Below are 18,064 nucleotides of genomic sequence, written 5' to 3'. Positions count from 1 at the left end.
TGGGGGGAGCAGCTCGGCGAACTCGGCGCGACCACTTTGCCCCTTGACCACAGGTCCCCCTTTGGTCCTGGGGGAACAGGAGGAAGTGTGGCCCTGCATCAGCGAGTGAACGTACATGGTCAAGCGCGTGCCGATGTAAGCGCATGCTGGAGATCGTTTCAAGTGTTGCGCGCGAATCGGTGTGAACGTGCACAGTTTGTCTCGGGGTCCGGAACAGGCTCATCTGCGGGCGGCCTGGGCATCGCCGGCTACGCCCCGGCCCAGCCGGCCGCCGCCTCGTTGATGCAATGACAGCGGACCGTCCGTGGCACTCGCAGCCAGGGCGGCAGGCGAGACCCTCTGTTACTCGGAAGTATGCTTCATTCGGTGTCCGACCGGGCATCAGGTGTTATTCGGCGGTCAGTCAGGCGACGTGCGGGTGTGCGTGCCCTGGCGCGAGGTGGCCGGGGGAGACATCGGTGGACAGAGCGGCGGGAGGCAACACCCGAGTCATGTCTGGTCGTCGGGTCGGGTCGTTGCAGTGGGACCGCCCTATTCGATGCGTCGGAGCGGATCTTGGCGAACCTGTCCCAACACGAGGAGATCTTCTCTGGCGACGGCACTCGGCCGGTGCGCACGCCGCGCTGGCAGGCTGATGCTTCGCCAGCGGGTTTGGTGGTCACCTTGGTCGCCGATTACACGTTCCCGGGTCGGGTTTGGTTGCCGGCGGCGGCGATCGTGGCGTTGCTGGGGGAGTTCGAGGTGGCCGCCGGTGCCGCCCGTACGACGATCAGCAGGCTGGCGCGTCGGGGGGTGTTGGAGGGCAGTCGGCGGGGGCGGTACAGCTCGTACCGGCTGACGCGGGAGGCCGCTGTGGATCTGTGGAGCGGTGGTGCCTCGATCGCCACGTTCACCACGCGGCCCGACTCGTGGGACGGGTGGTGGACCCTGGTGGCGTTCTCTGTGCCGGAACGGGAGAGTGCGCGACGGCGTGCGCTGCGCACCGCGTTGCGGTGGCGGGGGTTCGCGCCGTTGTACGACGCGGTGTGGGCGTCGCCGCACCCGCTCACGCCCAAGGGGCGTGCCGAACTGGCCGGCTTGGCGCTGGGGGCGGTGAGTGTGTTCCGTGCGCGGCAGGTGGATCTGCAGACGGAGGCCGACCGCAGTCCGATCGAGGCGTGGGACCTGCCCGGCATCGCCGGTCAGTACGAGATGTTCATCCGGCGGTGGAGCGGCCTGCTGCCCCGTATCGGTGCTGGTGGTGTCACGGGCGCCGCGGCGGTGCGCGCCCGTACCGAGGTGATGAACACCTACCGTCATTTCCCGGTGCTGGACCCGTTGCTGCCCATCGATCTGCTGCCGGCCGACTGGCCTCGGTCCCGGGCGAGGGAAGTGTGCGTCGCGGTGTACGACGGTCTGGCCCACCCGGCTCAGGAGCATGTCCGTTCGGTGGCGGCCCGGTTGGCGGACGGTCCGCACCTCGACATCAGTGCCCATACGATCGCCGGCATGAGTGCTGGTATCGGTCACAGCCACGGCTGACGCCCGGCGGTCTGACCCTGAGTTCAAAGGGATTTGGGTCGCAGCGATTGACAGATGAGGGTCCGATCGCGACTCTTCTGTCATTCGAAGCGATGTGGGAGCGTTCACAGTCAGGTGGCCCGCACAGAGCAGATCGCATGCATCGCTCCTCGCCGCCTCGGGCCTTGTACCTCCGCATCAATGGTGACAGGAGGCATCTCCATGCGTGGGTTACGGATGGCCAACGCAGCCCGGGCACACGCATTACGCCCGATACGGCCGGGGCATGCCGGAGGTCGGCCGCCCCGGCCTGACGGACACGGAGCTGCGCGGCCACTTCGTCCGTCGACGGCAACGCTGAGCATCCTCAAGAACGCCGACCCCTGTTCAACCAGAGCAGCCGTTCGCGATGTCTGTCCGGTCACCACCGGAGCGATCAAGTGGTGGGCCGCTCGCTCGGAAGGTGGTGCACGCGCCAATGGCAGTGTCACGAAGGCGGCTTCTGGCGCTGGGCGCCGGAGCGGCCGCCGGAGGGTTCGGGCTGGCCGGCTGCGGGTCGCAGCGCTCGCTCGGCGGCTCTGATGAGATCACGTTCTGGACCTGGGACCGGTCGGTCAGCGACGAGCTGGTCGCCCGGGCCGAGACCAAGGGCATTCCCGGGGCCGAGGGCTTCCGGGTCAGCCGCACGAAAATCGGCGGCAACTACAACACCAAGGTGCGCACCACGCTCGCCGGCAAGTCCATGGTGCCGGACATCATCGGCATCAACTCCGACGTGGCCACCTTCTTCCCCAACCAGGACGTGTTCGTCGACCTGAACGACTTCGGCGCGGCCGAGCTGAAGAGCCGGTACCTGGACTGGAAGTGGAACCAGTGCATCACGCCCGAGGGCCGGATGATCGCGTTCCCCATGGACACCGGCCCCACCGCGCTGTTCTACCGCACCGACGTGCTCAAGGAGGCCGGGATCACTACCGACCCGGAGGAGCTGGCGGCCCGGGCCCCGGACTGGGACGGCTTCATCGCCCTGGGCAAGGAGCTGCAGAAGTCGCAGCAGCGGGCGGTGATCTGCCCCCACCTCAGGCAGATCTGGGACATCCGGATCGGTCAGCTGGGCAGCAGGTACCTGACCGAGGACGGCCGGTACATCGGGGACCGCGACGAGATCCGCGAGATCTTCGAACTGGGCTACCGGGTGTCCAAGGAGGGCCTGTCGGCCGGTGCCCTGGACGGCTCCAACGACGTGGAGGGCGTGGTCACCAGCGGCCGCCAGGCGGTCGCCATCGGCGCAGCGTGGTGGGGCCTCGCCTTTCCGGAGGCGGCCGCGCCGGACACCGAGGGCAAGTGGCGGGTCACCGACCCGCCCGGCGGCGCCGGCAATCAGGGCGGCTCATTCCTGGCGATCACGAAGTACTCCAAGGATCCAGAGGCGGCCTACGCGTTCATCACCTGGTTGCAGTCCCCGGAGAACCAGGTCAAGGCGTTCACGGAGATGTCGCTCTTCCCGTCCTCTCCGCGCTCCTTCGCCATGCCGGCGATGCGCGAGCCGCGGTCCTTCTACGGCGGGCAGCGCACCATCGAGGTGTTCGGCGAGTCGGCCCGGCAGGTCAAGACCGTCTACCGGAGCCCGTACGACCGGGTGATCGACCCCGTCATGTTCGACGAGATGGCCAACATAGACGCCGGCAAGAGCGTCGAGGCGGCCTGGAAGGACGCCCAGGACGCCATCGAGCGCGAGCTGACCCGCGAAGGGGTGCTCTGACATGAGCTTCACCGAGACCCTGCGCGGGAGCGCCGGCAAGCTGCGCGGGAACGCCGTCAAGCCGCCGCCGGACGGATCCAGGCCGCAGCCCGGCTGGCGCCGCTACTGGCCGATGTACGCCGCGGTGTCCCCGTTCTTCCTCCTTTTCGCCGTCTTCGGCGTCTTCCCGGTCGCCTTCTCCATCTACCTGTCGTTCATGTCCTGGGACGGCATCGGAGACATGAAGTCGATCGGCTGGGAGAACTACGAGTACCTGGTCACCGACCCCGACTTCTGGCAGTCGATCGCCAACACCCTGATCATCTGGGTCCTGGCCACCGTCCCGATGGTCTTCCTGGCGCTGGTCATCGCCTACGCGCTGCACACCACCGTGCGGTTCAAGGCGTTCTACCGGGTGGCCTACTTCGTCCCGAACGTCACCTCGATCGTGGCGATGACCATCGTGCTCGGCTCGGTCTTCAGCGACAGCTCCGGGCTGCTCAACAGCATGCTGCGGGTGATCAACGCCGGCGAGGTCGGCTGGCTGTCCGACCCGTGGGCGATGAAGGTCTCCGTCGCCGCGATCACCATCTGGCGGTGGCTCGGCTACAACACCATCATCTGCCTGGCCGGCCTGCAGGCCATCTCCAGCGACGTGTACGAGGCGGCCAGGGTCGACGGCGCCAGCAACCGCCAGACGTTCTTCCGGATCACCATCCCGATGCTCCGCCCGGTGATCCTCTTCGTCGTCATCACCTCCACCATCGGCGGGCTGCAGCTGTTCACCGAACCGCAGGTGATGTTCCCGGACGACAGCGGGAACGTCGGCGGGCCCGGCGGCGAGGCCACCACCATCGTGCTCTACCTCTACCAGCAGGCGTTCATCTTCAACCGGTTCGGCTACGGCGCGGCCATCGGCTGGGCGCTGTTCATCCTGATCGCGGCGTTCTCCATCATCAACTGGCGGCTGGTCGCCGGCCGCAGCGAGGACGCGACCGGCACCGGCAAGGGGAAGAAGAAGGGGAAGGGGAGGTCCCGTGCGCGCTGAAACGGCCGCCCGAGTCCGGACGATCCTGGGCCACGTCATGCTGATGTTCGGCGCGCTGATCACGATCTTCCCGTTCTACTGGATGTTCGTGATGGCCTCGAACACCACCGGGGACATCTTCGCCTACCCTCCCAAGCTGATCCCCGGCTCCCACCTGTGGGAGAACATGAACAAGGTGTTCGACGGGATCGACTTCTGGGGGTCGATGGGCATCACCGTCGTGGCCGCCACAGCCGTGACGTTCCTGGTGCTGCTCTTCGACTCGCTGGCCGCCTTCGCCTTCGCCAAGTACGACTTCCCAGGGCGGAGGGTGCTCTTCTGGATCGTGCTGGCCACCTTCATGATCCCGATGCAGCTGGCGCTGGTGCCGCAGTTCGTCACCCTGGCCTGGCTCGGCTGGGTCGGCTCGCTCAAGGCGCTGATCATTCCCGGTGCGGCCAACGCGTTCGGGATCTTCTGGATGCGCCAGTACGCGCAGGGGGCGATCGCCGACGAGCTGATCCAGGCGTCGAGGGTCGACGGGGCCGGGTTCTTCCGCCAGTGGTGGACGGTGGGGCTGCCGGTGCTTCGCCCGGGGCTGGCGTTCCTGGGGATCTTCACCTTCTTCCACATCTGGAACGACTACCTGTGGCCGCTGATCGTGATGACCGACCCGGGCAAGGTGACGCTGCAGGTGGCCGTGCAGCAGCTGAACGGCGTCTACACCACCGACCAGTCGATGGTCATCGCCGGAGCGTTCATGTCGGTGATCCCGCTGATCGGGGTCTTCCTGATCGGCTCGCGCCACTTCATCGCCAACCTGGCCGCCGGCGCCATGAAGTTCTGAAGCAGCACGCGCCTGGTCGGCGCCGTTCGAAAAGCAGTCTCCGCACGTGCGTCGAGTTCTTCAGGCAGGCCCTGCCCCTGCCCCTGCCCCTGCACGGGAGGATCCATGAAACAGTCCATCAAGGTCTCGTTAGCCGGGGCCACAGCCGTACTCCTGTCCGCCGCGGCTACGACGCTCGGAGTCGACGCGGGTGCCGCGACGCCGACGGACGGCGTCGCGGCGGCGGCCGCCAGACCGATGGAGAACCTCGGCCGCGGCGTCGTGGCCGTGCGGTCGAGCAACACCAGTGTTCTCGTCTCCTGGCGGCTGCTCGGACTCGATCCGGACGGCATCGGGTTCAACGTGTACCGGTCCACCGCCTCAGGCCAGGAGGTCAAGCTCAACTCCGCGGTCCTGACCGGAGGCACCAACTTCACCGACTCGACGGCCGACTTGACCCGGTCGAACAGCTACCGGGTACGGCCCGTGATCAACGGCGCGGAGCAGCCCCCGAGCGGCGCCTTCACCCTGACCGCCAACCACGCCGTCGAGCCGGCCGTTCGCGTACCGCTGCGCGCCGGTGGCCCGGTGAAGTTCGTCTGGGTCGGTGACCTCGACGGCGACGGTGAGTACGACTTCGTCCTGGATCGCCAGACATCCCCGCAGACACTCGAGGCCTACCGGCGCGACGGGCAGCTCCTCTGGTCGGTCAACATGGGGCCGAACAGCACCAACCAGAACAACATCGAAGGCGGATCGTCCACCATCGACGTCGGCCACAACGACGGCGTGACCGTCTACGACTTCGACAGCGACGGCCGCGCCGAGGTCGCCGTGCGGATCGCCAACGGAGTCCGCTTCGGCAACGGCACCACATTCACCAGCAGCGACAACAACCGCCAGTTCATCGCGATCCTCGACGGCATGACCGGGGCGCCCCGCGCGACCGCTCCCGTGCCGACGGACTACCTGGCCGACGGCCCGATGTACGCCCGGTTCGGTGTGGGCTACCTCGACGGTTCCCGGCCCAGTCTGGTCGCCTTCATGAAGAACCGGAGGGGCAACGGGGCGTTCAACCTCATGATGGGCGCCTGGCAGTTCACCGGCCAGTCCCTGACCCAGCAGTGGAAGTGGCTGCGCGGCAACCAGAACACACCCGACGGGCACAACACCCGCGTCATCGACGTCAACGGTGACGGGACCGACGAGGTCGCCGAGATCGGGTTCGTGCTCAACGGCAACGGCACCCTGCGGTACTCCCTGGGCCCCGCGGGCGTCATCCACGGCGACCGCTTCCACATCGCCAAGATGGACCCCAACCGCCCGGGCCTGCAGGGCTATGGCGTCCAGCAGGACAACCCCAGCGGTCTGCGCGAGTACTACTACGACGCCACCAACGGCTCCATCATCTGGCGACACACCGCGTCCGGCACGGCCGACGTGGGACGCGGCATGGCCGGCGACATCGATCCGCGGTTCCCCGGCATGGAGGTCTGGTCCTTCTCCGGCCTCTACAACGCGCCCGCCAACCGCCTCACCGAACCGAACACCTCGCTGCGTCCCTGGCCGCAGCTGGGCCTGTGGTGGGACGGCGACATCACGATGGAACTGCTCAACGACGGCAAGTTCGAGAAGTGGAACCCGAGCAACCCGAAGCCCAGCAACAGCCTGGCGCGGCTGCTCACCACCTCGAACTACGGAGCGGTCGACGCGAGCCAGAACGTCCAGCCCACCTTCTACGGCGACATCCTCGGCGACTGGCGTGAGGAAGCCGTGTACACCAACGCGAGCTACAACCAGCTGATCATCTTCACCACCGATCACCCGACGAGCACCAGGTTGTACACGCTCGCGCACAACCCCGCCTACCGCAACGCCATGACGCTCAAGGGATACATGCAGTCCCACCACGTCGACTACTTCCTCGGTGCCGGTATGGCCCGGCCACCCCGGCCGAACATCACCTACTCCGGGAGCTGACGCTGTGAGAACCGCGAAGTTCGTCACCCCTGCCCTCCTGCTCTCGGTGGTCACGGCGAGTTCCGTCACGATGGCCCCCGGCTCGGCGTCAGCGAGCGATGCGGCGGCCGGAAACACCTATTACGTCGCCCCGAACGGGAATGACGGCGCAGCGGGTACGCAGGCCGCTCCGTGGGCATCGATCGCCCGTGCGCAGGCCGTCGCCAAGGCGGGTGACACGGTCTATTTCCGGGGCGGCACCTACGCCTACACCCGCGCGAACAGCACCTGCTCGAGCCAGACCGCCAGAGTCGACGCGATCACCCTGAACAAGAGCGGCAGCTCGGGCAACCCGATCCGGTACTGGGCCCAACCGGGCGAGAAACCGGTCTTCGACTTCTCGCGGATGACGGACAACTGCCGTATCAAGGGCTTCAACGTCACTGGCAGTTGGATCCACCTCAGGGGACTGGAAGTCAAGGGCGTTCCACAGAACAACAACCGGAACGCCGAGTCGTGGGGGATCTGGGTTTCGGGCAGCAACAACGTCTTCGAGCAGATCAACACCCACCACCACATGGGAACCGGCCTGTTCATCAGCGGCGGGGGCGGCAACCTCGTCCTCAACTCGGACTCGCATGACAACTACGACCCGCGCAGCAGTGACGGGCCTGGGGAAAACGCCGACGGGTTCGGTTCGCACTACACGCCGGCCGGCCGCGCCGCGAACGTGTTCCGGGGCTGTCGCGCGTGGTGGAACGCCGATGACGGGTTCGACCTCATCTCCACCTACTCGCCCGTGATCATCGAGAACTCGTGGGCCTGGCGCAACGGGTACGTGCCGGGGACGACGACGCCCTCCGGCAACGGAGCCGGCTTCAAGTCGGGCGGATACGGGGGTGACTACGAGGCCAACGCGCCGAAGCACACCGTCCGCTTCTCAGTGGCGTTCCTCAACAAGGCGGCCGGTTTCTACTCCAACCACCACCCGGTCGCCAACGACTTCTTCAACAACACCGGCTACGGAAACCACCCCAACTTCAACATGCGTGGCGTCACCTCAAGCGGCGCCGCCGTCGGCCGGGGCAACCTGCGCAACAACATCGCCTACACGGGAACGCCGACGTCGTACATGACCGGCACGAACGCCGCGTACAACTCCTGGAACCTCGGCGTCCCCCTGTCGGACTCCCAGTTCCAGAGTGTGTCGACGTCCGGCTGGGACGCGCCCCGTCAGACCGACGGGAGCCTGCCCGTGCTGCCCCACCTCCGTCTCGCGGCGAACAGTGCCCTGATCGACAAGGGCACCGACGTGGGACTGCCCTTCAGCGGAAGTGCGCCGGACCTCGGCGCCTTTGAGAACGATGAAAGGTGACATCGTGAGGCAAAGACCGCGTGTCGTTTCGAAGTACTGGAAGTTGGCCGCCGCCGCGTTGTTGTCCGTGGCGTTAGCGGCACCGCTTTCGGCGAGCACCGCTGCCGCAGAGACACCGGCAACGGAGACGTCGGCCACGAAGACATCGGCCACGGCGCTCCAGGACCAGGGTGCCGCTGCTGGACCAGCGAAAGATCGCGGCCTCGAGTACCTGGTGTCCGACTACCAGACCCGCACTCCGTCGAAGTACACGGCCGGCTCCTGGAAACCCTTCGCCAAGGCGTTGAAGACCGCGGCCGATGTCGCCGGCGACACGTCGGCCACCACGTCGGAGGTCGCCGACGCGAAGACGGCTCTGATGACCGCCGCCGCCGATCTGAAGGCCGCTGACGAGGGCACCTTCCAGACCATCACGAACAACACCTTCTGGAACGACACCAGCGGCAACCCCATCTATTCGCAGGGTGGCGGAGTCTTCAAGTTCGGCGACACTTACTACTGGTACGGCGTGCACTACACCGGCGCCGAGCTCTACCGGGCCAATCCGACGAGGAAGTACGACGGGAACGTCAGCTTCGTCTCGATCCCCGTGTACTCGTCCAAGGACCTGGTGAACTGGAAGTTCGAGAACCGCGTCGCGACGCGTTCCACCGGCGTGGGCAGCGGCGCCAACCTGGGGGGTGCGGGCTGGGTCGGGCGGCTCGGCGTCTCGTACAACGAGAACACCGGCAAGTACGTGCTCGCCGTGCAGATGTGGCACACAGGCAGGGGCGGGCACGGCGTTCTGCTGCTGCAGGGCGACTCACCCACCGACACCTTCGACTACGGCTACTTCCAGACCCAGATCACCAACTCGCCCACGACCGGCACCGGGGATCAGACCGTCTTCACCGACGACAACGGCAAGGACTACCTGATCTTCTCCAACCGCGAAGGACGGTCGCGCGGCTTCGTGGCCAAGTTCCGGGAGTCCGACTCGCTGCGGATCGAGCCAGGCGTGGAGATCCGCCGCGGCGACGGTCGCGAGGGCAACGCCATGTTCAAGCTCGACGGCAAGTACTACCACGCGGCGTCGGACCTGCACGGCTGGAACACCTCGGTCAACTACGTCAATGAGTCGACCAGCAGCAACGTCCAGGGCTCGTACAGCAGCGAGTACGTCCTTGCCGGCACCGAGATGGACTACAGCCACGTGACCCAGACCGGGTTCTTCGTGACGGTCAAGGGCACCAAGCAGAACACGGTGATCTACGCCGGCGACCGCTGGGCCGACTTCGCCTGGAACGGCATCGGGTACAACCAGTGGGTGCCGATCACGAAGACCGGCGCGAGGCCGCAGTTCCACTCGGTGAGCCAGTGGCAGTTCAACGTCACGACCGGAGAGTGGCGTGTCGGGCAGGCGAACAACTACATCCTCAACCCGGACATCCAGGCTGATCGCATCATCGTCTCCAGTGTGCGGGGATGGCGGAACCTCGGCGGTTCGGTGACCAACGTCAACGGTGGTGTGAACGGGTCTCGCTTCGCCCTCCAGGTGAGCAACAGCGGCGGCGTCGAGCAGCGGATCGCGTCGGTGCCCGCAGGCACCTACACCCTGTCCCTGCACGCTCGGGGTAGCGCCGGACAGGTCGTGATCACCGGCGCCAACGGCAGCCAACGCACCCTCGGCATCCCGTCGTCGAGCGGCTGGGCCAAGCGCGAGCTCACCGGCATCCAGCTACCCAGCGGGGCCGCCACCGTCACCGTGCGGGCGTCGGGTTCGGGCGGCGTGATCGTCGACCAGCTCTCACTCGTCAAGACCTCTCCCGACACACCACCGCCTCCGGGGCGTTACGAGGCAGAGACCGCGCCGGCGGTGTGTCAGGGCACGATCGACTCGAACCAGGCGGGCTTCTCCGGTAGCGGGTTCTGCAACGGCAGTGCCGCCGCGGGGGCCTTCGCGCAGTTCACGGTGACCCGGGCGACCGCTGGTACGGCAACGGTGGCGATCCGGTTCGCCAATGGCTCCAGTAGCGGTGCGAGGCCGGCGAACCTGATCGTCAACGGAACCACGGTGGGGACGGTTTCGTTCGAGTCCACCGGTGCGTGGACGACGTGGTCGACCAAGACCGCAACCGTCTCGTTGAACGCCGGCAGCAACACCATCCGGTTGGATCCGACCACGGCAGCCGGACTGCCCAACGTCGACTACCTCGATGTCGGTGCCGGCACTGCCTGACATCCCACGCTCTGCCGGTCTCTTCGACCGGCAGAGCGTGCAGGGTCGCGTCCTTGAGACCACGACACCGTCACATCGTCAGGAGAAGGAATGAGCAGCAAGCGTCCGGCCCGCGTCATCGCAGGCATGACGACGTTGGTCACCATGGTGTCCGCGACTTCACTCATGGTGCCCACGCCGGCCCATGCGACCTTCGGAAACGCGGACATCAAGCCGATCGAAAGCAATATCGCTGCCAAGCCCTGGGCCTCGGCGAGAGCCGGCAACGGCTCGTCGAACGCCGGGCTGGCCATCGACGGCGACCCGACGACGTCCTGGCAACCCGGTCGTGCCGGCGCCCCGCAGTGGCTCACCGTCGACCTCGGTGGAACCTACGACAACCTGCGTAAGGTCAAGGTGATGTTCCCGGACCGTGGCGTGGCCTACCGGTACGTCGTCGAGGCTTCATCCGACGGTCGCCGGTGGAAGACCATCACCGACAGGTCCCACAACCGAGCCGTGTCGCGTGGGGAAGTGCACCTGTTCACCCGGCCGGCAACGCGCTTCGTCCGGCTGACGTTCACTGGTGGGCCGGGCCGTGCCCGGGCTGGTGTCAGCGAGCTCCAGGTCTTCAACTACCTGCGCGACGACCTCACCCTCGGCGCCGATCTGTCCTGGATGGACGACGTCCAAGACCAGCAGTACTGGGTCGACCCCCTGGCCGAAGACCGCGGCGCCGGGCCACACCTGCTCGACGTGGCCAAGGATCGTGGCATGCAGCACACCCGGCTGCGGATATTCAACGAGCCGCGCAGCGAGAGCACCGGTCAACCGACGCCGATACCGCGCCAGGGCCCGGAGCGCTCACTGGTCTCAGCGAAGTGGATCAAGCAGCGGGGCATGGGCCTGGGTATCGACTTCCACTACGCGGACTCATGGGCGGACCCGAGCAAGCAACCCAAACCACGTGCCTGGGCCGAGCTGGAGTTCGCGGACCTGTCCAAGGCCGTGTACGACTTCACCGCCGACTATCTGGACCGATTGATACAGCAGGGCACCACGCCGAAGAAGGTCGCCGTCGGTAACGAGATCATCAATGGGTTCATGTACGGCAGCGAGGCGGCCCACATCGGCACGACGAATCCGCCGTATTTCGTCGACCAGGCCGATATCTACCAGTCGAAGCCCGGCGGTGGCCTGCTGTGGAAGTACTGGCGGTCGACCGACCCTGTGGAGCAGAAGCTCTACGACCAGTCGTGGGACCGGTTCACCACCCTGGCCGCGGCCGGGATCAAGGCCGTCCGCGACGCGTCACCGACATCCGAGGTCGAGATACACGTGATCGTCGACAAGGACAAGCTCGCCAAAACCATGGAGTTCTGGCACCAGTTCCTCACCCGGGTGAAGGCAAAGGGTCAGAACCCTGATGTGCTGGCCATCTCGTACTACCCGGAGTGGCACGGTACGCCCGAGGCGCTGGATCTCAACCTGAACGCCATGGCCACCACCTATCCCGGCTACGAAATCGACATCGCCGAAACCGCCTACCCCGCCTCGGGCGGCGACGGCTCGCCGTTGCCCAACTCACCCTTCCCGCGAACGATTCAGGGGCAGGCGGACGCTGTCCGGAGGGTATTCCAGGCCGCCAACGACGTGGTCGACAACCGAGGTTCAGGTGTGCTGGTGTGGGAGCCGGCCGGCTACCAGCCGATGTTCCGGGCCGTGCCCGGACTGGCGAACACGTGGGAGCCACACGCGTCCATCAACGTCTTCAACGCCAGCCGCGCCAAGCACATCCTCCAGGACACCATCTACACGTCCACCATGGTGGGTGCCGCCCCGAAGCTGCCCTCCTCCATCCGCATGCTCACCACCGCCAACAGCACGATCACCGGTGTCCCCGTCCGCTGGCAGCCGTTGCCACCTGGCGCGACCGACAAGCCGGGTGAGGTGACGGTCACCGGGATGACCGACAAAGGACCGGTCACGGCGGTCATCGACGTCGTTCCCAGGCGCGGCGAACACGCCTCCACCACCTCATGACCTCCTTCGCCGAGCGACCCGCCGGGCAGCAGGCCGACTCTGCCGCCGACCGGACGCACCCGGCAACGGGCCCAGCCGAACGCCCATCGCTGCACCCATTCCCGTACCCAAGGAGACATCCATGACCATGCAACGACGGACATTCCTCAGGATGAGCGCGGCCGGAGCGACGGGCGTGAGTCTGTCCTTGCTCGTCGCGGGGCAGGCACCAGCCGCCGTCGGGCCGTTGGACACGGCGCCGACCACGCCGTTCGCGGTCGGCGTGCGCCGGTATGACTGGACCCGCGGCAGCCGACCGTGCACCACCTACGTCTACTACCCCGCCACCGGCACCCCCGGCGGCAGCCCGGTGACGAACGCCCCGGTCGCAGGCGGTGTCTTCCCCGTCTACAACTTCACCCACGGCTTCGGAAGCAGCCCGCAGAACTCCCTGTTCATCATCCGGGCCCTGGCCTCGGCGGGCTTCGTCGTCCCCGCCCCGCACTTCAACCACAACTTCAACGACGTCAACAACGGCAACACCTCCAAGGACGTCTCCCAGATCCTCACCAACACGCTCGCCCTCAACGCGAGCGGACCGCTGGCCGGCCACATCAACACAGCGATCGGCGTAGGCGTGTCGGGCCACTCCCTGGGTGGCATGGTCACCCACGGCCTGCTGACCTCCTGGCCCGACAGCCGGATCGTCTCCGCCAACCCGCAGTCCTGCGTCGACATGGGCAACCCCGCCAGCTCGGTCCGCGCCAAGGTCCTGTTCGTCCACGGCGACCGGGACTCGACCACGTCGTATTCCTCGGCCCGGCAGGCGTACTCGGAGATGACCTGGCCCAAGGCGTTCCTCACCTTCGTCGGCGGCAGCCACACCAGCTTCTGGAGCGACCAGCGCTTCCCGAGGACCGTCGTCGACTGGGCCCGCTGGACCATGTACGGCGACACCGCCGCACGGGACCGCCTCCCGGCCGACGCGTCCGGGTCCAACACCAGGTGGGAAGCCCAGCTGGGTGACACACCCGGCGGCCCGGCCGCTTACACCCTGGTGGCCCAGCACAGCGGCAAGGCCGCCGACATCTACGAGGCCTCCACCGCCGCCGGCGCCCGGCTCGTCCAGTGGGCCACCAACAGTCGCTCCAACCAGCAATTCGAATTTGTGGACGCCGGCGACGGCCACGTCCGCGTCAAGGCCCGGCACAGTGGCCTGTTCCTCCAGCCCACGGGCACCGCGACCGGCGCGGACATCGTCCAACAGGCCGGCAGCGGCGCCACCGGCCAGCAGTGGCGCGTGGTCGACCACGGCGGTGACGTGATCAGCCTCGTCAACCGGGAGTCCGGCCTGGCCATGGACGTCTGGGAGTACTCGACCGCCGACGGCGCCCGGATCTCCCAGTGGACCTACACCGGCAACCCCAACCAGCGCTTCACCCGCCGCCGCGTCTGACCCGGGACCTGTCGGGGCATGGCTCGGGCAACAGGGCGGGCGGTGCCCAGCCGCACCGTCCACCGCTGCGAGACATCGCCCACCTACCTCGCACAACTCCGCGAACGCCTCGGTCGTTCGGCCACTGTTACGACGCCCCACGCTCGGGCGGCGGTGGCCGTTCGGCTGATCCGGCCGGGTCGCGGGATGTTTACTCTGGCGCCGTGAACTCTTGGCACGTGATCGCCGGGCCGACCGCTCCAGGCGTTCGTCGGCGCAGAAGGCTGTACGCGGTCTGTGTGGGCGTGATGATTTTGGCGGCCGGCACGGATCTGCTGGAAGCGGGCCTAGCGGCGGCACCGGGCGCGCAGGACGGGTACACCGTGACGCCGTGGCTGCAGCCTGCCACAGTGCTGCCGCTCTGCCTGGCCGCGGTGCTCTGGCCCGTCGACAGGCGGCCTGCGTGGGTCAGTCCTGCGCTGCGCATCGCCGTACCCGCCGGGGCCTCGGTGGCGTTGACGGTGGTCGCTGTCCTGGCCGACTGGCAGATGGCTTTCGGCCTGGGGGAAGTGGCATCCCTGCTGTACCTGTTGCTGGTTGCCGTCCGTTCCTGCCCCGGGTGGTGGGCGACGGCGTTCGTGGGGCTGTTCGGTGTGGCCGTCGTCATCCTGCCCGCCAGGTTTTCCACGGACTCCACCGCAGCCGGAGGAATCGGGCTGGGGCTCCTGTTTCCGGTCATGGTGACCGCCGGACTGGGCGGCTACCTGCGCTTCCTCGATCACCGCCGCCGCGCGATGGTCAACAGGACCCGCCGGAGTGAACGCCTCGCGATGGCCGCCGACCTGCACGACTTCGTCGCCCACCACGTCACGGGGATCCTGGTCCAGACGCAGATGGCCCAGATGATGGCCACCGACCCGGACCAGCTGCGTCCCGTGCTGCGGAACATCGAAACATCAGCCACCGAGGCCCTGGCCTCCATGCGGCGCACCGTCGGCCTGCTGCGCGAGGCCCCGGCCTGCACCGCCGCAGCCGACGGCACGAACCGTCCGCTCGGCGATCTGGCGGCGCTCCCGAGCCTGGTCGAGGGCTTCCAAAGCGGGCCCGTCGGCCCCAAGGTCGTCGTGCACCGTGATCCCGCCGTACCCGACGATCTCCCGCCCGAGGTACAGGCAGCCGCCTACCGCATCGTCCAGGAGGCCCTGACCAACGTCCGCCGCCACGCCGCCGACGCCGACGAGGTCACCGTGGACCTGGTCCACGACGGCCGCGCGTTGACGGTGGCCGTGCGCGACGACGGCCGCGGCGGCACCCGGATCCCGCAGGCCGCGCGGGGCGGTGGCTTCGGTCTCGTCGGCCTCACCGAACGCGTCACCGCCCTCGGCGGCGGACTGCGCACCGGACCCCGCCCCACCGGCCAGGGCTGGGAGGTCACGGCGGTGCTGCCGACGGCCTCATCAGCCAGGACGTGACGCGCCGGCGGCCTGAGTGACGTGACACAGGCTCGGGGCCTGGCCGGTGAGGACGCCGCCGCGTGCGCGCGCCGTTGCCCCAGCGGGAACGGTTTAGCGGCTCGTTCGGGTGAGGAGGTGGTCGATGGTCTGGGCGGAGCGCAAGAGGGCGAACCGGTAATCGGCCAAGGGTGCCACGACGGTCATGAACGCGTAGCGGCCGGCTGCGGCGCAGGCGGCGGAGAGCGCCTCCAGGTTGAGGTTGTCCAGCAGCGGTACACCTATGGCGGTGATGGCCAGGGCGTGCACGGGGAGGACACGCCCTCGACCGGAGAGGGCCGCACATCGCTGTCGCCGTCACCGCCCAGCAGGGCGATGCCGCGCTCGGCGAGCAACGGCATGGCGACCGCATGGAAGCCGGCACTGGCCTCGTCGGGGTTCCAGGCACCGAGCTCCCGGCGGCGACGGAAGTGACCCGAGCGCAGCAGGACGGCGTCACCCTCGCCGATGGTCACACCGAGGACCTTCTCGGCCGCCAGGACGTCCTCGGCGTGCACGGCCGTGCCGGGCTCCAGCCAGTCGCGGCCGAGCACGGCGGGCATGTCGAGCAGGACACCCGGGTCACCAGGGGACCGAGGGCGTCGACCGCGCCGAACCGGGCCCACTTGGCATCGACGGACTCGCGCGCGACGCCCGTCGTACAACTGCCCGCGGTAGGCGATGTGCGACAGCGCGTCCAGGTGGCTGACGCCCTTGCCGTGATAGTCCGCGGCGATGAAGTCCTTGTGGCAGGTGGGCTCCGGCGGCTCGACGTCGCCCAGCTCCGTCAGGTGATGCAGGGCGGGCCTGCCATTGTCGGGGCCGGGCATCGTGTTCCACGGCAGAGCCATCGGGACGACGGTCCCTGAGCGGACCAAGGCGGCCGCCTGCCCTCCCGGCCGACTACACCCCCGCCTACTTCTGCTTCACCATGGCGGGGGTGCATCCTCGCCCGCGCGGTCCTGACCGGCACCGCCGAGACGCCCGCCTGACTGCCGTAGCGACGAGAAGCGGCGAGGGAGTTCGTATCACGCCCGCTGTTCGGCGAACCGGACCCGGCGGACGAGGACCTCCCGCGACTCGGTCCACACACCGACCAAGCGCCCGGTGAACCCGCCCGCCACTTCGGTGGAGAGATAGCGCCCGTCCAGGCGGGCGAGGACATCGGTACCGGCTCCGTCACCGATGCCCAGCTCGATGTCGTCCGGTCCGTTCCAGGTCGGCTCCGTGGACCGGATGCGGAGGAGGACAGGGGAGCCGGGCAGCGGGCGGGATCCGAGAACCGCTCGGACCTGCCCGACCCGTGCGACGGCCGTGACTTCGCCGTCGGCGACGCGCAGCCCGTACCAATGGGCACCATCGAGCCGTAGCGCGACGGTGAACGCGCCCTCTCCCGGCTCGACGAGGAAGTCGGCCTCCCAGTGGTCTCCGCCGACGCGGGTGAACAGACCCGAGGGCTCACCGGTCTCGCTCGGTGCGTGCCCCACGACCACCCCTTCCGGCACGCTGTGGACGAGTCGGTCGGGACGCTCTCCCGGCGAGACCCACCTCAGATGCAGTCCGGGCGCGTTGAAGTCGTCCTCGAAGTCCCGCTGCCCGGTGGGGACGCGCAGGCTCGCCGGCTCGAACCGCGGCCAGTCCGCCACCCAGGAGACGTCGGCGAGGAACGTCTCACGCCCATTGACGTGGAAACGCGGACTGCGGCCTCGCGGACGTGTGCCGAGATACACCGCTGCCCACGTCCCGTCGGGGCGCTCGACCAGATCGGCATGACCGACGTTCTGGACGGGATGAGCCGTGCTGCGGTGACTGAAGACCGGATTGTGCGGAGCGGCCTCGAACGGCCCTCGGGGCGGCGTGAGCGCGCGACCGACACCACATGGCCCCGGTCGGTGCCGCCTTCGGCGATGACCAGGTACCACCAGTCGCCGCGCCGGTAAAGGTGCGGCCCCTCGGAATGGGCCAGGCCGGTGCCGTGCCAGATCCACCGCGGCTGTTCGAGGAGCACGCCCCGCTCCGGATCGACCGCGGCCTGCCTGATGCCGATCTCGGTCTCCGACCACGAGCAGTAGGTGACCAGGCACGTTCCCTCGTCGTCCCAGGCCAGGTCCGGGTCGATGCCGTCGAGTCCGGTCAGGCACACCGGCGCGGACCACGGCCCGGCCGGGTCGGTCGCGTGGTAGATCTGATGACCACCCCGAGCGTCGTCGATGTTCGTGGTGATCAGCCAGAACCGTCCCTCGTGGTGGCGCAGCGTCGGGGCGTAGACGCCGCGGCTCGACGGCGACCGGCCCGCGGGGAACTGATCGTCCCTCGTCAGGGCGTTGCCGATCTGACGCCAGGACACCAGGTCCCGGGAATGCCAGATCGGGACGCCGGGGCTGTACTCGAACGACGAATTGGCCAGGAAGTAGTCGTCGCCGGCCCGGCACACCGATGGGTCGGGGTACATCCCGGACAAGATCGGGGTGGTCGCCGCGTCGGCGCTCCCA

The 18,064-nt window shown here is 68.0% G+C and carries 13 protein-coding genes and 1 pseudogene; 10 read left to right on the top strand and 4 right to left on the bottom strand.

Annotated features, from left to right (window positions below; all coding sequences use genetic code 11):
- The first annotated feature begins 555 nt into the window (after positions 1-555).
- The 10 genes from PV963_RS01865 (at position 556) to PV963_RS01815 (ending at position 15,554) form a co-directional block, all read left to right on the top strand.
- On the top strand, positions 556-1,521 hold the full coding sequence (locus PV963_RS01865; protein ID WP_274813848.1) for a PaaX family transcriptional regulator: 966 nt from the start codon (positions 556-558) through the stop codon (positions 1,519-1,521).
- Positions 1,522-1,978: 457 nt separating this feature from the next.
- Positions 1,979-3,262, top strand: coding sequence for an ABC transporter substrate-binding protein (locus tag PV963_RS01860; RefSeq protein WP_274813847.1), 1,284 nt, complete (start codon positions 1,979-1,981; stop codon positions 3,260-3,262).
- A 1-nt stretch (position 3,263) separates the two neighbouring features.
- Positions 3,264-4,289, top strand: coding sequence for a carbohydrate ABC transporter permease (locus PV963_RS01855; protein ID WP_274813846.1), 1,026 nt, complete (start codon positions 3,264-3,266; stop codon positions 4,287-4,289).
- Positions 4,279-5,115 (top strand): carbohydrate ABC transporter permease, encoded by an 837-nt coding sequence (locus PV963_RS01850; protein ID WP_425540865.1) that lies wholly within the window; start codon positions 4,279-4,281, stop codon positions 5,113-5,115. Before PV963_RS01855 ends, PV963_RS01850 begins: the two co-directional genes overlap by 11 nt.
- A gap of 105 nt (positions 5,116-5,220) precedes the next feature.
- The gene (locus PV963_RS01845; RefSeq protein ID WP_274813845.1) at positions 5,221-7,074 is read left to right on the top strand and encodes a hypothetical protein; all 1,854 of its coding nucleotides are present in this window, start codon (positions 5,221-5,223) and stop codon (positions 7,072-7,074) included.
- Between the two features lie 4 nt (positions 7,075-7,078).
- Complete coding sequence (locus PV963_RS01840; RefSeq protein WP_274813844.1) at positions 7,079-8,428, top strand: right-handed parallel beta-helix repeat-containing protein; 1,350 nt, start codon at positions 7,079-7,081, stop codon at positions 8,426-8,428.
- Positions 8,418-10,646, top strand: a complete 2,229-nt coding sequence (locus PV963_RS43845; protein WP_425540864.1) for a family 43 glycosylhydrolase — start codon at positions 8,418-8,420, stop codon at positions 10,644-10,646. Before PV963_RS01840 ends, PV963_RS43845 begins: the two co-directional genes overlap by 11 nt.
- Before the next feature lie 90 nt (positions 10,647-10,736).
- On the top strand, positions 10,737-12,668 hold the full coding sequence (locus tag PV963_RS01825) for a glycosyl hydrolase 53 family protein (RefSeq protein WP_274813843.1): 1,932 nt from the start codon (positions 10,737-10,739) through the stop codon (positions 12,666-12,668).
- 121 nt (positions 12,669-12,789) lie between these two features.
- A complete protein-coding gene (locus PV963_RS01820) occupies positions 12,790-14,103 on the top strand; it encodes an RICIN domain-containing protein (RefSeq protein ID WP_274813842.1) in 1,314 nt (437 codons plus the stop codon).
- Between the two features lie 203 nt (positions 14,104-14,306).
- Positions 14,307-15,554: a histidine kinase gene (locus tag PV963_RS01815; RefSeq protein ID WP_274813841.1), complete on the top strand. Its 1,248-nt coding sequence runs from the start codon at positions 14,307-14,309 to the stop codon at positions 15,552-15,554.
- 93 nt (positions 15,555-15,647) lie between these two features.
- Here PV963_RS01815 and PV963_RS01810 read toward each other — a convergent pair whose 3' ends face one another.
- The 4 genes and pseudogenes from PV963_RS01810 to PV963_RS43450 all read right to left on the bottom strand — a co-directional run.
- The gene (locus PV963_RS01810) at positions 15,648-15,842 is read right to left on the bottom strand and encodes a hypothetical protein (RefSeq protein WP_274813840.1); all 195 of its coding nucleotides are present in this window, start codon (positions 15,840-15,842) and stop codon (positions 15,648-15,650) included.
- A complete protein-coding gene (locus tag PV963_RS01805) occupies positions 15,815-16,423 on the bottom strand; it encodes a cyclase family protein (RefSeq protein ID WP_274813839.1) in 609 nt (202 codons plus the stop codon). Before PV963_RS01805 ends, PV963_RS01810 begins: the two co-directional genes overlap by 28 nt.
- Before the next feature lie 177 nt (positions 16,424-16,600).
- Positions 16,601-17,218, bottom strand: coding sequence for a hypothetical protein (locus tag PV963_RS43455; RefSeq protein WP_342456430.1), 618 nt, complete (start codon positions 17,216-17,218; stop codon positions 16,601-16,603).
- 51 nt (positions 17,219-17,269) lie between these two features.
- Positions 17,270-18,024, bottom strand: a pseudogene (locus tag PV963_RS43450) (glycoside hydrolase family 43 protein); the annotation flags it as partial.
- Between the last annotated feature and the right edge of the window lie 40 nt (positions 18,025-18,064).

The organism is Streptomyces coeruleorubidus, from assembly GCF_028885415.1.
GTDB lineage: Bacteria > Actinomycetota > Actinomycetes > Streptomycetales > Streptomycetaceae > Streptomyces > Streptomyces coeruleorubidus_A.
Note: the sequence above shows the minus strand (reverse complement) of the source record. Positions and strands in the feature narration are given on the sequence as shown.

What these genes read in the sequence shown, in the direction of transcription:
- PV963_RS01860 (WP_274813847.1), top strand. Translation starts at nt 1,979, where the DNA reads ATGGCAGTGTCACGAAGGCGGCTTCTGGCGCTGGGCGCCGGAGCGGCC.
- PV963_RS01855 (WP_274813846.1), top strand. Translation starts at nt 3,264, where the DNA reads ATGAGCTTCACCGAGACCCTGCGCGGGAGCGCCGGCAAGCTGCGCGGG.
- PV963_RS01845 (WP_274813845.1), top strand. Translation starts at nt 5,221, where the DNA reads ATGAAACAGTCCATCAAGGTCTCGTTAGCCGGGGCCACAGCCGTACTC.
- PV963_RS43845 (WP_425540864.1), top strand. Translation starts at nt 8,418, where the DNA reads ATGAAAGGTGACATCGTGAGGCAAAGACCGCGTGTCGTTTCGAAGTAC.
- PV963_RS01825 (WP_274813843.1), top strand. Translation starts at nt 10,737, where the DNA reads ATGAGCAGCAAGCGTCCGGCCCGCGTCATCGCAGGCATGACGACGTTG.
- PV963_RS01820 (WP_274813842.1), top strand. Translation starts at nt 12,790, where the DNA reads ATGACCATGCAACGACGGACATTCCTCAGGATGAGCGCGGCCGGAGCG.
- PV963_RS01805 (WP_274813839.1), bottom strand. Translation starts at nt 16,423, where the DNA reads ATGGCTCTGCCGTGGAACACGATGCCCGGCCCCGACAATGGCAGGCCC.